A 14009-nucleotide genomic window follows, 5' to 3' on the forward strand; every position below is an offset into this window, starting at 1 on the left:
CTGCCACGTCCGCCACACCGATTGGTGCTTTTTCTGATGACTTTCACTATCACTCGCGCAATTGAGACCTTGTCAGATCCGAATGTGCAGATCGAACACGCATTGCGGCAATGTCTGGTAGTGGCAAAGCGAATCCAGTCCGACCCTATGGTGGAATGGGTGAAGGGCGAGCTTCAGGGGTACGGGTCACCAGACGTTAAACCTCCGAACTATCGCTCAACTCTCTTCGCTCCATACAGGCTCACATTCCATGGTCCGATGGGCGCCTCGTTGCGTCAGTCACTCAGTCGTTCGGACATCCCAGAGTCATTACGAGTACCCGCAGAAGCAGACTTCCTACGCCAGCCCGTGGCGGAGGTCAGCGCCCTGACCCGAGACCGGGAGAACTCACCGGAGCTTAGCCTTCCTCTCATTTGGGTCGATGAGTTCCGTCGCCTCGGCAATGAAGGCAAAGCGCCCAGAGTTGAGATGATGGAGCTCGCATCGGCCTGCAGAGTCCTGCCCCGGACGCATCTGGAGGGCATCGTCGATCGTGTGCGCACCTCTGCCCTAGATGTGATGTCCAGGGACGTTGTTCTGGCCCCCGCCCGTAATGACACCGTGCCGATTCAAGAAGTATCTGTCCAGACCGCTTGCCATTGAAGGCATGTTAGAGTTTGGGGCATGTCGAGTCCCGAATCAGACAGGTCAGGGGTTGTCGGTCACACCGCCAGCCCCTTGAACCACTAGTTACGACGCCCACGATCTGTGTGGGCGTATGTCTGGCGTACCCGGGGCGCTGGCCGTGGTGACAAGAAGAACCATTTCTTGATCTCACACCTCGGAGTACTCGATGCCTTTTGCCCTTTACATGCTTGCCCTGGCGGTCTTCGTCATGGGCACTTCAGAATTCATGCTCGCGGGATTGCTCCCCGCGATCGCGACCGAACTTGACGTCTCGGTCGGCACTGCGGGCCTGCTGACCTCCGCATTCGCAGTCGGTATGGTCGTCGGCGCGCCAGTGATGGCGGCATTCGCTCGCCGTTGGCCACCGCGGCTCACATTGATCGTTTGCCTTCTCGTGTTCGCGGGAAGCCACGTCATCGGAGCGATGACACCAGTGTTCTCTCTCCTGCTCATCACCCGGGTGCTCAGCGCTCTCGCAAACGCAGGATTCCTCGCCGTAGCACTGAGCACGGCCACTACCCTCGTGCCAGCGAACCAGAAGGGGCGTGCACTGTCGATCCTGCTCTCCGGCACGACGATCGCAACCGTCGTGGGCGTCCCCGCCGGGGCACTGCTCGGCACAGCGCTGGGCTGGCGAACGACGTTCTGGGCGATCGCCATCCTCTGTATTCCCGCGGCCGTTGGAGTCATTCGTGGCGTCACGAACAATGTTGGTCGGAGCGAGACTAGCGCGACCTCACCAAGGCTCCGTGTCGAGCTCAGCCAGTTGGCGACGCCGCGGCTCATCCTGGCCATGGCACTCGGAGCGCTGATCAACGGAGGGACCTTTGCGGCATTCACCTTCCTGGCACCCATCGTGACCGAGACCGCGGGCTTGGCCGAAGCGTGGGTGTCCGTCGCGCTGGTGATGTTCGGCATCGGATCGTTCCTTGGCGTCACGATCGCAGGACGACTATCAGATCAACGACCTGGCCTCGTGCTCGCAGTCGGCGGACCGCTATTGCTGACAGGCTGGATCGTGTTGGCAGTGGTCGCATCTCATCCCGTTGCGCTTATCGTCCTCGTCCTCGTTCAGGGATTCCTGTCGTTCGGCGTCGGCAGTACTCTGATCACGCGTGTGCTGTATGCAGCATCGGGTGCGCCAACGATGGGCGGTTCGTACGCAACCGCAGCATTGAATATCGGAGCTGCAGCGGGGCCCGTGCTTGGTGCGCTCGGGCTCGCGACCGGGCTGGGGCTGCTCGCGCCGGTTTGGGTCGCTTCGGTGCTGACAGCGATCGCTCTCGTCATCATGCTTCTCACCAGACGCGCGCTTACGAAGACCGCGGCGGAGGCCAATTGATGACCCATCCGAACGCTCTTCTCACTCCTCGTGCCCGTCTCCGGTTAGCTCGGCTGATTGTCGAAGACGGCTATCCGGCCACGATCGCCGCAAAGATGTTCATGGTCTCCCCGATCACTGCCCGGAAATGGGCAGGCCGCTACCGGGAAGAGGGTGAGTTTGGGATGCAGGATCGCTCCAGCAAGCCGCACCGGATCCCAGGCAGGACGCCCGAGCATGTCAAGAAGAAGATCATCAACCTGCGCTGGCGGCTTCGACTGGGGCCAGCCCAGATCGCTGCGCGACTTGGTCTCTCGACGTCGACTGTTCACGCGGTCCTCGTCCGTTGCCGCGTGAACCGCCTCTCGCATATCGATCGTGTCACTGGCGAGCCATTGCGGCGATATGAGCATCCTCATCCGGGATCGTTGATTCATGTCGATGTCACGAAGTTCGGCAACATCCCCGACGGCGGTGGACATCGTTACGTAGGTCGGCAGCAAGGCGCACGGAACAAGCTCGCGACTCCGGGATTACCACGAGGAAAAGATCACAAGCCGCGCACCGGGACGGCGTTCGTTCACACAGTCATCGATGACCACTCCCGCGTCGCATACGCAGAAATCTGGTCGGATGAGCAGGCGAGCACAGCGGTGGGAGTTCTCGAACGCGCCGTGGCCTGGTTCGCCGAACGAGGCGTGACCGTCGAGCGAGTCCTATCCGACAACGGGTCGGCATACAGATCCCACGCATGGAGGGACTTCTGCGCTCGGCTCGGCATCCGACACAAGCGGACACGCCCCTACCGGCCGCAGACGAACGGGAAGATCGAGCGATTCCACCGCACGCTCGGGGACGGCTGGGCCTATGCCAGGTTTTACGGTTCAGAGGCCGAACGACGCCTGGCGCTGCCCGGCTGGCTCCACTTCTACAACCACCACCGACACCACTCTGCGATTGGCGGCGTACCCTTCGACCGACTCAACAACGTCCCTGGACATCACACCTAGAGCTGCTGTTGGAGCTCGAAGCCATTGATCCATCAGTGGGCGATGTCGGCAAGGATGCGGAGGGCACACGGGGAGAAGCACGCAGCGTCTCTCTTCAAATCATCACCCAAAACATCTATGGCGACCGGGCATCGGTGGTCTCACAAGGGCAGGTTGACGGCGCCGCCTCAGTTGCAATTGACGCTCGCGTGACTCCTGGAGATCGTGAGGGACTTTTGGATGCTGCCGCCAAGCTTCTCGAGCCCGATCAGGTTGCAGATCTTCGACAAGCTCTCGATGAGGACGGCAATACGGTCGGTGAGTCCACACGCTCGTTTCTGACAAAATTGCGCGACGGGGCCGCCGAAGCTTCCGGCCAAGCTGCCGTGAGTGGCCTCACTGCACTACTGACCCAGTTCTTGGGCGGCACGTTTCCCTGGTGAGAGGAGCACGGCCCCCACTGATCGCCTACTAGGACACCCTGCCGCCGGACGTGGCAGATGGCGATCCAGTAGCAACTCTTAGACATGCAGAGTGTTCGGAGTGGGCGTGGATGCGCTCGTGCGACCCGCAGGAAGTACCGCGGCTCCAGTCTGGAGGCGCCTTCTACGCACCCAGGCGAATTCGCACGGCCCCGTCCTGGATGCCCTTCTTCACTCATCTCCAGCTCGGCCTACTTTGCAGAGACGAACGTGTGGCGCGTGTTTGTGAACTCTTGGCCGCGCGTCGTGTGAAATCTTCGCTGCATCTCTACACCGGCTCGGGCCGAGGCTGCTCCTCGAACGTCGTCGTCGCCGCGAGGATGCCGTGGGCGGCGGCAGCGAGCACCGCGCCGAGCAGACCGGCCACGACCGCCCGGACGCCGGCGTCGTCGATCGCGTTCAGCACCAGCCCCGGAATGACCGCGGCCCCCATCAGCAGCATCACCCACGCGGTGGAGCCGGCTCCGGCGTCAAACACGTTGCGGCGAGCCTGCTCCGCCTCGACCCGGTGATGCACCCCTCGCAAGGCGAGCATCGCCCCGAGGGCCGTGACGGCCACCAGCGTCAAACCCCACCCCAGTCCCAGATCCTGCCGCAGCCCCGCGAACACACCAGCCGAACCCACCAGGGGAGACGCCACACCGATGCGCCACCGCCACTCACGCTCATTCCCCACCCCGCTCACAGCCCCCTGCTGGCACACGGCCCTCGGAGGCGGAGCGGCAGATCATGCGGTCGTGGCCGCCGGGATCACTCCTGCGTAAGGGGCGAATGGAACTCCGAGGCGAGCATCGCGTAGGTGGCGCCATCCACCCAGCCGCGCGTGAGATGCAGAGACTCCTCCTTGAACGTGCCCTCGTGACGCATCCCCACCTTCTCCATGATGCGCAGACTCGGAGCGTTGTCCGCGAAGGCATGAGCCTCCACGCGTCGCACACCCAGATCGTCGAACGCGAAGCCCAGCAGGGCTCGCGCAAGCTCGGTGCCATAGCCCTGCCCGGCCTGGCGCGGATCGATCGTCCAGCCGAGCTCGGCCTGGGCGTCCCGGGCTTCCTCCTGCGGGCCGTCCTGACTCCACGCGTCCTGCACCGCGACCTTCCCGACACCGACGATGACGTCTCCGGCCCGCACGGTGAGGCGGTCCCCCGCCCCGAGGTAGGACTCGCGCAGCGCGTTCTCACTCTCCGGGCGGCCGGAGGTCCACGACCACACCTGCTCGAGACGGCAGAAGCTCCACACGGCGGGCGCATCGAGACCCCGGAACGGAGTGAGGGTCAGCCGGCGGGCTCGCAGCGGGAAGCAGACGCCTCGACTCGCGGCGAGCTCCAGGAGAGGGGTGGCCATGACAGACAGGGTACGAACAAGAGTCCTCGAGTCAGCCCCCGGACAGACCAGTGCCCACACCCTGCGTCGATGCCAGGTCCACGCGGTCTGCCAGGGCCCGTTGACCTCGGGCAGATCCCGCCACGGAGTCCCGCACCTGCACCGGCAGATGATCGCTTCGACCATCGTGTGGACATTCGAGAAGGGTCGACCCTGCCGGCCCGTGCGGTCTGGAGCAGCGGGGCGATCAGCTCCGATCGGGCATCGGAGACGACGTGCAACCGGGACATGGCTCCCCGGATCTCAGCGGGTCCCTGGAGCCATTCTCAGACACGCCCTAGGCCATCTCCAGCGCCGAGGCCCGCCTCACAACAGAGGAGGTCCTCGCTGCTCACTCCGGCCGGGCCGGCCGACGTCGTCGTGGGCTGGGGTGACGGTCTGTCCGGACTGCTGGCGTTCATCACGCAGATGGCGCTCGTGCTCATGCTCGGACACATCCTGGCGAACACCGGCCCGGTGCGCCGTCTGCTCGCCAGGCTCGCCAGCATTCCCCGCACGCCCCTGGCCGCCTACATCTTCGTGTTCGTGGTGGCGGCGGCGGCCTCCCTCATCACGTGGGGCCTGGGCCTGGTGGTCGGTGCGCTGCTGGCCAAGGAGGTCGCGGCGCAGGCCCGTGAGCGCGGGCTGGTCCTGCACTTCCCGATGCTGGTGGCCGCCGGGTTCTCCGGGTTCGTGGTGTGGCACATGGGGTACTCGGGCTCCGGCCCGCTGACGGCCGCCACCCCCGGTTCGTTCCTCACGGAGAGCCTGGACGGCCGGACGGTCCCGGTCTCGGAGACCACCTTCTCCTGGTGGAACATCACCGCCGCCGTGGTGACCGTGCTCGTCGTGGCCCTGGCCCTGTTCCTCGTCGCCCCGCGCGCCGGGGACCGGATCGTGGAGCTGGAGATCGACGCGCGGGACCAGGACGCCGTGCCCGCACCGGAGATCGAGACGCCGGCGGACCGCCTCGACGCCTCCCGTGTCCCCACGCTCCTCGTGGGCGCCATGCTCGTGGTCTATCTGGTGATGCACTTCGTCGGCGGCGGCACCCTCACCCTGGACATCGTCAACTGGTCCTTCCTCGCGCTGATCCTGCTGCTGGTGCGCAGCCCGCACGAGCTGATCGGCCTCACCCAGTCGGCCGCGTCCAACGTGGGCGAGATCCTGCTGCAGTTCCCCCTCTACGCGGGCATCCTCGGCATGATGACGACCACCGGCCTGGTGGCGGTGCTCTCGGACGCCTTCGTGGCGATCTCGAACCCGGTGACGTTCGGCCTGCTGGCATTTCTGGCCGCGGGCCTCGTGAACTTCTTCGTCCCCTCCGGCGGCGGACAGTTCGCCGTGCAGGGCCCGATCATGCTCCAGGCCGGCGACGCGCTCGGCGTGGACCCGGCCATCACCATCATGGCCGTCTCCTACGGCGACCAGTGGACCAACATGATCCAGCCGTTCTGGGCAATCCCCCTTCTGGCGATCGCCGGGCTGAAGATGCGCGACATCCTGGGGTACACCACGGTCGTGCTGCTCGCGTCGGGGCTCGTCTTCGGCGGCACGCTCCTGCTCGTCTCGCTCTGACCCGATCGGCCGATGCCGGACGTGGCAGGACAGACGAAGGGCCCCGGGATCACCGGGGCCCTTCGCCTGTCATCACTCGCACCTTCATCACTCGCACCTCGATGAAGTGGTTCCACCGTACGAACCGAGCATGGGCGCAGCCGTCACGCAGCCTGGCAGTTGCCTGGCAATGGCCGCCTCAGCCCAGGGCACCGCCGGACTCCGCCAGGTAGCACGTGCCGCACAGGGACTCGTAGGTCACCTGGACACCGTCGATCGCCACCTGGTCCCCCTCGAACACGAAGTGCTCGGCGCCCGTGGCCGGGTCAACGACCTTGCGCGTGTTGAACACCGCCTTCCGGCCGCACCGGCAGATGGTCTTCAGCTCCTCGAGGGAGTGCGCCAGCTCCAGCAGCCGCGCGGAGCCCGGGAAGGAGCGGGTGCGGAAGTCGGTGCGCAGTCCGTAGGCGATCACGGGGACGCCGTCGAGCACGGCGATGCGTAGCAGGTCGTCCACCTGCGCCGGCTCGAGGAACTGTGCCTCGTCCACGAGCAGACACGCCACGGGCGGGGCCTCCACGTGCCCCACGAGGGCGTCCGGGTCGTCACCGGTGGCGTGCCGGCGGAACAGCTCCCGCACGTCCGCGCCCGCCGGGACGAGGAAGTCCACGGCGCGGGTCACACCGAGGCGGGAGACGACGTCGCCCTCCCCCTTCACGTCCACCTCCGGCTTGGCCAGCAGCACCCGCTGGCCGCGCTCCTCGTAGTTGAAGGCGGCCTGCAGCAGGCCCGTGGACTTGCCGGAGTTCATGGCCCCGTAGCGGAAGTAGAGCTTGGCCACGGCCCCGCTCAGCCCCGGGCGCGGCCCTGGCCGGCCTCGATCTGCTCTGCGGCCGTGGGGTCCGAGTCCCGCAGGAAGGTGCGGATGCGCTCGACCTCCTCGGACTCCCCGATCCCGGCGGCCGCGCGGCCCAGCGCGTACAGGGCGCGCAGGAAGCCGCGGTTGGGCTCGTGGGCGTACGGCACCGGGCCGGCGCCGCGCCACCCCGCCCGGCGCAGCGCGTCCAGACCCCGGTGGTAGCCGACGCGGGCGTACGCATAGGAGTCCACGGTCCGGCCCTCGGCCCACGCGTCCTCCGCCATGAGCGCCCACACCAGGGAGGACTCGGGCGCCACCGGCACGATGTCCTCGGGCAGGTCACCTGCCTCGAGCCGGGCCAGCACCTCCGGCTCCTCCGGCAGGCGCGTGGCCGGCGGCTCCATCAGGTTCTTGCCGATCAGGGACTCGGACATGGGATGCCTCTTCTCCTCGCGGACGATGCGGTCGCGGCCGAGTCTATCGACGGCGCCGGACGCCGGACGGATCGCCGTCCCCGCGTCCAGGACGGTCCGGTACCGTAGGCGCAGCGTCCGTCCGCAGCCCCACGCTCCCGGGGCCGGGCCGCCGATGCCGTCGAAGGAGCCTCCATGACCCACCCCGCGCCCGCCCGCCGCCGTGCCCCGCTGGCCGTCGGCGTCGCCGCCCTCGCCCTCGCCCTGGCCGGCTGCGGCTCGGCCGGCCAGTCCGGTGAGCCCGCCTCGTCGACCGCCGCGGCGCCCAGCGGATCGGCGGCCTCGGCCGCGGCCGGCTCGGCCACGGAGAGCCCCACCGACCCCGCGTCCGCCGCGGCGTCCCGCGTCCGTGAGGCCCTCGCGTCGGAGTCCGCCGAGGGCACCCCGCGCGCCGAGCCGCGTCAGGCGTTCGAGACCGTCGGCCCGGGCATCAAGGACGGCGCCGCCACCGAGGCCTGGAAGAACACGGCCGCGGTCCGCAACGACACCGTCTCCGTGATGGACTGCACGCGCGACGTCCTGGACCAGCGCACCCTGGACGCCGTCGCCACGCACATCCCGGACAGCTCGAACATCGAGATCGTGCAGCTGTTCGCCTCGCAGGACGAGACCCACGAGTTCCTCACCTGCGTCTACAACGGCTACTTCGAGTACAGCCCCGGCATGCCCCTGGCGCAGGTCCACTACCAGCACAACCTCGACGGCTCCCGCCTGGAGTGGTGCCAGGAGGAGCCCGCCGCCGTGGCGGACGAGTACACGTTCGACCCGAAGACCGGCAAGGGGCTGCTCGCCCTGCTGCGCCCCGGCATGGTCGGCGGCCAGGACGGCGCCCCCCTGCTGCCCCAGCGCACCGCGTGGGCCTGCTCCGAGGACGGCAGCGAGATGGTCTCCGTGACCATGGGCTCCATGGAGGGCTTCGGGGACGCCAACGGCGGCCTCACCCAGGTGAAGAACTCGCCGGTCGCACAGAGCACCACCCTCGTCACCGAGACCCGCGACCACCTCGCGGACACCGTGCTGAAGGACGCCGGGGAGTTCCAGGAGGTCATCAAGCTCAGCTCGCCGTTCTTCCTGAACGCGCAGATGGACGAGGAGACCCTGGCCCAGGCCCGGGAGATCCCCACCGGTCGCGTGCCCGACGAGCTGCTGAACAACCAGTCCACGATCGACCGCCCCGAGGGCGCCCCCGGCCCCGTGGCCCCGGGCCAGCCGCCGCGGCCGTTCCAGGGTGCCGCGCGGGAGGCCGCAGAATCCCAGCGGGCCGCGGAGGCGTCCGCCTCGGCGTCGGCCAGCCCGTCACCGACGAAGTCGGCCTCGGCCTCGCCGTCCCCCTCCACGTCCGGGGACTGACACCCGGCACGACGACGGCCGGTCACCTCGTGAGGTGACCGGCCGTCGTCGTGTGACCCGGCGGATCAGGCCTTCGCCGCGGCGTCGTCCTGGCCGGCGAAGTGCCGGCGGTACGCGCCCAGGGTGAGGAACGCCGGGTACTCCGGCGGCAGGGCCGACTCGCAGAACACGCGCACCGCGTCCTCGAACCGGTGGCCCTCGGGCAGCGGGCCGGCGAGGATCCGAGCGTGCTCCTCGCGGATCAGCTGCTCCATCCAGCCGCGGTTGGCGGTCCGCACGCCGCCCTCGGTCAGCTGCACACCGGTGCCGTTGTGGGCCCACTGCCAGATCTGGGATCGGGAGATCTCCGCCGTGGCGGCGTCCTCCATGAGTCCGTGGATCGCGGCGGCGCCGTTCCCCCGCAGCCAGGACTCGATGTAGCGGATCCCGACCTCGATGTTCATCCGCACGCCGGCCTCGGTCACCGAGCCCGTGGTCGCGGCGACGTCGAGCAGGGCGGCCTCGTCCGGCACCACGTCCTCGCGGCGGCGGGTGCGGATCTGGTTCGGGGCCTCGCCGAGCACGGCGTCGAACTCCTCCCGGGCGACCGGCACGAGGTCCGGGTGCGCCACCCACGAGCCGTCGAAGCCGTCGCCGGCCTCGCGGGCCTTGTCCGCGCGCACCTTCTCCAGCGCGGCGGCGTTGGCCTCCTCGTTCCGGCGGTCCGGGATCACGGCGGACATGCCGCCGATCGCCGAAGCGCCGCGCCGGTGGCAGGCCCGGACCAGCTGCTCCGTGTAGGCCCGCATCATCGGCTGCGTCATGGTCACCTCCGAGCGGTCCGGGAGGACGAACTCGGCCCCGCGGTCCCGGAAGTTCTTGATGATGGAGAAGATGTAGTCCCAGCGGCCGGCGTTCAGGCCAGCGGCGTGGTTGCGCAGCTGGTACAGGATCTCCTCCATCTGGAATGCCGCGGTGATCGTCTCGATCAGCACGGTGGCCCGGATGGTGCCCTGGGGGATGCCCAGCTCGTCCTGCGCCGCCACGAACACGCAGTTCCACAGCCGCGCCTCGAGATGGGACTCGAGCTTGGGCAGGTAGAAGTACGGGCCGTGGCCGCGGCGGATCAGCTCGTCGGCGTTGTGGAAGAAGTACAGGCCGAAGTCCACGAGGGCACCGGCCATCGGCTCGCCGTCCACGCGGATGTGGTCCTCGATGAGGTGCCAGCCGCGGGGGCGGACGATGATGGTCGGCCGGTCCGTGAGCTCGCGCTCGCGCAGCCGGTACTCCTTGCCCTCGGGGGAGGTGAAGTCGATCTGGTCGCGGATCGCGTCGAACAGGTTGACCTGCCCGTCCAGCATCCGGTCCCAGGACGGCGTCGAGGAGTCCTCGAAGTCGGCGAGCCAGCCCGAGGCGCCCGAGTTGAGGGCGTTGATCGTCATCTTCCGATCCACGGGGCCGGTGATCTCCACGCGGCGGTCCTGCAGGCCGGGGGCCAGCGGCGCCACCCGCCAGGAGTTGTCCTCGCGGACCCGGCGGGTGGACCGCAGGTAGTGCGGGTTCCAGCCGTCGGTGATGCGGCGCCGGGTGTACTCCCGCTCCTCGAGCAGCCGCCGGCGGCGGTCCTCGGCCAGCCGGTGCAGGCGGCCGAGGAACGCCAGCGCCTCGTCCGTGAGGATCTCGGCCTGCCGCCCGTCGACCGGCCCGTGGACGGTCACCACGGGGGCGGCGCCCTCGGGGATGACGACGGGGATGGCCTGGGTGCTCACGTCATGCGGCAGGGGCGTGTGCTCCCGAACGTCGTCGGCATGGATCTCGTGCAGGGTGGGGGTCGTGGTCTGCGGGCTCATGGGACTGCCTCCTCGCGGTCTCGGCTGAGCGGATCAGTGGAACTGGCCGGACTCCGTGGAGCCCGCCAGGGCCACCGTGGAGCTGTCCGGGTTGATGGCGGTGGACACGGCGTCGAAGTAGCCGGTGCCGACCTCGCGCTGGTGCTTGGTCGCGGTGTAGCCGCGGGCCTCGTCGGCGAACTCGCGCTCCTGCAGCTCGACGTACGCGGACATCTGGCGCTCGTTGTATCCCTTGGCCAGGTCGAACATCGAGTGGTTCAGGGCGTGGAAGCCGGCCAGCGTGATGAACTGGAAGGTGTAGCCCATGGCGCCCAGCTCGCGCTGGAACTTGGCGATGGTGTCGTCGTCGAGGTTCTTCTTCCAGTTGAAGGACGGCGAGCAGTTGTAGGCCAGCATCTGGTCCGGGAACTCGGCCTTGACGGCCTCGGCGAACTTCCGGGCCAGCTCGAGGTCCGGCGTGCCGGTCTCCATCCAGATCAGGTCCGCGTGGGGGGCGTAGGCCTTGGCGCGGGCGATGCAGGGCTCGACGCCGTTGCGGACCTTGTAGAAGCCCTCCGCGGTGCGCTCACCGGTGATGAACTCGGCGTCGCGCTCGTCCACGTCCGAGGTGATCAGGGTGGCCGCCTCGGCATCGGTGCGGGCGATGATCACGCTGGGCACGTCGGCGACGTCGGCGGCCAGGCGGGCGGCGTTGAGCGTGCGGATGTGCTGGCCGGTGGGGATGAGCACCTTGCCGCCGAGGTGGCCGCACTTCTTCTCGGAGGCCAGCTGGTCCTCCCAGTGCACACCGGAGGCGCCGGCGGTGATCATCGACTTCATGAGCTCGTAGGCGTTGAGCGGGCCGCCGAAGCCGGCCTCGGCGTCGGCCACGATCGGCACGAGCCAGTCCTCGACGCTGCTGACGCCCTCGGCGTGCTCGATCTGGTCCGCGCGCAGCAGGGCGTTGTTGATGCGGCGCACCACCTGCGGCACGGAGTTGGCCGGGTACAGGGACTGGTCCGGGTACGTGTGGCCAGAGAGGTTGGCGTCCGCGGCGACCTGCCAGCCGGAGAGGTAGATGGCGCGCAGCCCGGCCTTGACCTGCTGGACGGCCTGGTTGCCGGTGAGGGCGCCGAGGGCGTTGGTGAACTCACCGCGGGCGTTCTCGTCCTTCAGCTGGGTCCACAGCTTCTCGGCGCCGCGGCGGGCCAGCGTGTGCTCCTCCTGGATGCGGCCGCGGAGACGGACGACGTCCTCGGCGGTGAAGCTGCGCTCGACGCCGGCCCAGCGGGGGTTGTTGTCCCAGTCGTGCTGGAGCTGTTCGGCGGAGGCGGGAGTGGAGTGGTGGGGCTGGGTGGTCATGACGTCCTCCTGAGGATCGGTCCGGTTCGTGAAGGGTTCGGTGCGACGTGTCCGTCGCTGCCGTTGACATCCACCTTGGCCCCAGGCAAGGCCCTCTGGAGCACAAAATCGGTGGAAACTCCGGCCGTTCCTGCCACTGGGTCAGAACGTGACAGTCCTTGCGCCCCCATGTGGCCTGGATCACGGCAACGGCCCCCCGCTTGTCAAGAATGTGACTTTCTTTCCGAAACACGTGATCTCCTCCCCGGTTCCGTCTACAGTTCCGCGCATGATGACCCGCCCGCTTCCCGAGGACAGCGCGACCGTGGACACCGTCGCGCTGGGCCGCCGCGTCCGGCACCTGCGCAAGCAGGCCGGCCTCACCCTGGACCAGCTCGCGGAGCGCACGGGAGTCAGCGGCTCGCACCTGTCCCTCGTGGAGAACGCCCGCCGCGAGCCGCGGCTCTCGCTGGTCCAGCGGATCGCCGAGGTCCTGGGCGTGCCGGTCGAGGACCTGCTCACCGGCCGGGCCCCCACCCGGCGGGCCGAACTGGAGATCGAGGTCGAACGGTTCGCGCGCTCGGAGCACTACGCCTCCCTCGGCCTGCCCCCGCTGCGCATCGGGCCCCGCACCCCCACCGAGGTCCTCGAGGTGATCGCGGGGCTGGAGGCCGAGCTGCGCCGTCGCCTGGAGGAGCAGGCCGCCACCCCCGAGGAGGCGCGCCGCGCCAACGCCCAGCTGCGCGCCCGGATGCGCGCGGTGGACAACCACTACCCCGACCTCGAGGCCGAGGCGCATCGGCTGCTCGACGCGATCGGCCACACGGGCGGGCCGCTGGGCCTGCACGCGGTCTCGGAGCTGGCCGAGCACCTCGGCTTCACCCTGCGCTTCGTCCCGGACCTGCCGCACTCCACGCGCTCCGTCACGGACCTCAAGCACGGGCGCATCCACATCAGCGGCTCCCGCTCCTCAGACCATGACCGCCGCACCGTGGTGCTCCAGGCCCTCGCCGCCGCCGTCCTGGGCCACGGCGAGCCGCGGGACTACGAGGACTTCCTCGCCCAGCGTGTGGCGGTGAACTACCTGGCGGGCGCGCTGCTCATGCCGCAGCGGGCGGCATCGTCGCTGCTGCGGGCCGCCCAGAAGCGCCGGGACCTGTCCGTGGACGACCTGAAGGACGCGTTCGGCGTCTCCTATGAGGCCGCCGCGCACCGGTTCACCAACCTGGCCACCGTGGACCTGGGCATCCGCTGCCACTTCCAGAAGGTCCACGAGACCGGGGTGATCCACAAGGCCTACGAGAACGACGGGATCGTGTTCCCCGCCGACCACACCGGTGCGATCGAGGGCCAGCAGGCGTGCCGGAAGTGGGGCGCGCGGCAGGCCTTCTCCCGCAACGACCGGTTCCGTGCCCACACGCAGTACACGGACTCGCCCAACGGGACGTTCTGGTGCACCTCGATGATCGAGAACGGCCCCGACGGGCTGTTCGCCCTCTCCGTGGGCACCCCGTTCGAGCATGCCCGATACTTCCGCGGCGCGGACACCCGTCACCGGGTCACCTCCACGTGCCCGGATCCGCGCTGCTGCCGCCGCCCCGACCCCGAGCTCGAGGCCGCGTGGGGCGGGCACGTGTGGCCCGCGGCCCGCATGCACGCGCATCTGCTGGCGGCCATGCCCACGCAGACCTTCCCCGGTGTGGACGAGCGTGAGGTCTTCGAGTTCCTCCAGGCCCAGGAGGAGCGGGAAGGCTGAGGACGACGCCGGCCCGCACCCTCACGCGAGGGTGCGGGCCGGCGC

The 14009-nt window shown here is 68.7% G+C and carries 13 protein-coding genes and 2 pseudogenes; 8 read left to right on the forward strand and 7 right to left on the reverse strand.

What is annotated here, in order from left to right; genetic code table 11:
- Nucleotides 1-36 precede the first annotated feature (36 nt).
- From SOY78_RS11745 to SOY78_RS00140, 5 genes are all read left to right on the forward strand, one after another.
- A complete protein-coding gene (locus tag SOY78_RS11745) occupies nucleotides 37-642 on the forward strand; it encodes a hypothetical protein (RefSeq protein WP_416383413.1) in 606 nt (201 codons plus the stop codon).
- Nucleotides 643-757: 115 nt separating this feature from the next.
- A complete protein-coding gene (locus SOY78_RS11750; RefSeq protein ID WP_011113070.1) occupies nucleotides 758-811 on the forward strand; it encodes a chloramphenicol resistance leader peptide in 54 nt (17 codons plus the stop codon).
- A 21-nt stretch (nucleotides 812-832) separates the two neighbouring features.
- Complete coding sequence (cmx, locus tag SOY78_RS00130) at nucleotides 833-2008, forward strand: chloramphenicol efflux MFS transporter Cmx (RefSeq protein WP_005297378.1); 1176 nt, start codon at nucleotides 833-835, stop codon at nucleotides 2006-2008.
- A complete protein-coding gene (locus tag SOY78_RS00135; RefSeq protein ID WP_011113072.1) occupies nucleotides 2008-2997 on the forward strand; it encodes an IS481-like element IS5564 family transposase in 990 nt (329 codons plus the stop codon). The genes cmx and SOY78_RS00135 overlap by 1 nt, the downstream gene beginning before the upstream one ends.
- A gap of 8 nt (nucleotides 2998-3005) precedes the next feature.
- The gene (locus tag SOY78_RS00140) at nucleotides 3006-3419 is read left to right on the forward strand and encodes a hypothetical protein (RefSeq protein ID WP_324701624.1); all 414 of its coding nucleotides are present in this window, start codon (nucleotides 3006-3008) and stop codon (nucleotides 3417-3419) included.
- Between the two features lie 307 nt (nucleotides 3420-3726).
- Here SOY78_RS00140 and SOY78_RS00145 read toward each other — a convergent pair whose 3' ends face one another.
- From SOY78_RS00145 to SOY78_RS00155, 3 genes and pseudogenes are all read right to left on the reverse strand, one after another.
- A complete protein-coding gene (locus SOY78_RS00145; protein WP_324701625.1) occupies nucleotides 3727-4098 on the reverse strand; it encodes a hypothetical protein in 372 nt (123 codons plus the stop codon).
- Nucleotides 4099-4208: 110 nt separating this feature from the next.
- Entirely contained in the window at nucleotides 4209-4802 is a 594-nt protein-coding gene (locus tag SOY78_RS00150) for a GNAT family N-acetyltransferase (RefSeq protein WP_246836857.1), read from the reverse strand.
- Nucleotides 4803-4865: 63 nt separating this feature from the next.
- Nucleotides 4866-5071, reverse strand: a pseudogene (locus SOY78_RS00155) (transposase); the annotation flags it as partial.
- Between the two features lie 97 nt (nucleotides 5072-5168).
- Here SOY78_RS00155 and SOY78_RS00160 point away from each other — a divergent pair.
- Nucleotides 5169-6398: pseudogene (locus tag SOY78_RS00160) on the forward strand (short-chain fatty acid transporter); the annotation flags it as partial.
- Between the two features lie 178 nt (nucleotides 6399-6576).
- Here the strand turns inward: SOY78_RS00160 and SOY78_RS00165 are convergent.
- Nucleotides 6577-7218 carry a thymidine kinase gene (locus SOY78_RS00165; RefSeq protein WP_010079593.1) on the reverse strand — a complete coding sequence of 214 codons (642 nt, stop codon included), beginning with the start codon at nucleotides 7216-7218 and terminating at the stop codon, nucleotides 6577-6579.
- A gap of 8 nt (nucleotides 7219-7226) precedes the next feature.
- Nucleotides 7227-7670, reverse strand: a complete 444-nt coding sequence (locus tag SOY78_RS00170) for a DUF3151 domain-containing protein (protein ID WP_078025967.1) — start codon at nucleotides 7668-7670, stop codon at nucleotides 7227-7229.
- A gap of 174 nt (nucleotides 7671-7844) precedes the next feature.
- Between SOY78_RS00170 and SOY78_RS00175 the strand changes: the two genes are divergently transcribed.
- Nucleotides 7845-9059, forward strand: a complete 1215-nt coding sequence (locus SOY78_RS00175; protein ID WP_144819818.1) for a hypothetical protein — start codon at nucleotides 7845-7847, stop codon at nucleotides 9057-9059.
- A gap of 65 nt (nucleotides 9060-9124) precedes the next feature.
- On the opposite strand, the gene aceB is transcribed toward SOY78_RS00175, so the two are convergent.
- The gene (gene aceB / locus SOY78_RS00180; protein ID WP_324701626.1) at nucleotides 9125-10888 is read right to left on the reverse strand and encodes a malate synthase A; all 1764 of its coding nucleotides are present in this window, start codon (nucleotides 10886-10888) and stop codon (nucleotides 9125-9127) included.
- Nucleotides 10889-10921: 33 nt separating this feature from the next.
- The gene (gene aceA / locus SOY78_RS00185; RefSeq protein ID WP_012750705.1) at nucleotides 10922-12229 is read right to left on the reverse strand and encodes an isocitrate lyase; all 1308 of its coding nucleotides are present in this window, start codon (nucleotides 12227-12229) and stop codon (nucleotides 10922-10924) included.
- A 268-nt stretch (nucleotides 12230-12497) separates the two neighbouring features.
- On the opposite strand from aceA, the gene SOY78_RS00190 reads away from it, so the two are divergent.
- Nucleotides 12498-13964 (forward strand): helix-turn-helix domain-containing protein, encoded by a 1467-nt coding sequence (locus SOY78_RS00190; protein ID WP_044658650.1) that lies wholly within the window; start codon nucleotides 12498-12500, stop codon nucleotides 13962-13964.
- The last annotated feature ends 45 nt before the right edge of the window (nucleotides 13965-14009 follow it).

Origin of the sequence: Micrococcus sp. HOU01 (assembly GCF_035609305.1) — a bacterium.
Lineage (GTDB): Bacteria > Actinomycetota > Actinomycetes > Actinomycetales > Micrococcaceae > Micrococcus > Micrococcus luteus.

Excerpts from the sequence above, each read along its gene's own strand:
- cmx (WP_005297378.1), top strand. The coding sequence starts at position 833 with ATGCCTTTTGCCCTTTACATGCTTGCCCTGGCGGTCTTCGTCATGGGC.
- SOY78_RS00190 (WP_044658650.1), top strand. The coding sequence starts at position 12,498 with ATGATGACCCGCCCGCTTCCCGAGGACAGCGCGACCGTGGACACCGTC.
- aceB (WP_324701626.1), bottom strand. The coding sequence starts at position 10,888 with ATGAGCCCGCAGACCACGACCCCCACCCTGCACGAGATCCATGCCGAC.
- SOY78_RS00135 (WP_011113072.1), top strand. The coding sequence starts at position 2,008 with ATGACCCATCCGAACGCTCTTCTCACTCCTCGTGCCCGTCTCCGGTTA.
- SOY78_RS00170 (WP_078025967.1), bottom strand. The coding sequence starts at position 7,670 with ATGTCCGAGTCCCTGATCGGCAAGAACCTGATGGAGCCGCCGGCCACG.
- SOY78_RS11745 (WP_416383413.1), top strand. The coding sequence starts at position 37 with ATGACTTTCACTATCACTCGCGCAATTGAGACCTTGTCAGATCCGAAT.
- SOY78_RS00175 (WP_144819818.1), top strand. The coding sequence starts at position 7,845 with ATGACCCACCCCGCGCCCGCCCGCCGCCGTGCCCCGCTGGCCGTCGGC.
- SOY78_RS00150 (WP_246836857.1), bottom strand. The coding sequence starts at position 4,802 with ATGGCCACCCCTCTCCTGGAGCTCGCCGCGAGTCGAGGCGTCTGCTTC.
- aceA (WP_012750705.1), bottom strand. The coding sequence starts at position 12,229 with ATGACCACCCAGCCCCACCACTCCACTCCCGCCTCCGCCGAACAGCTC.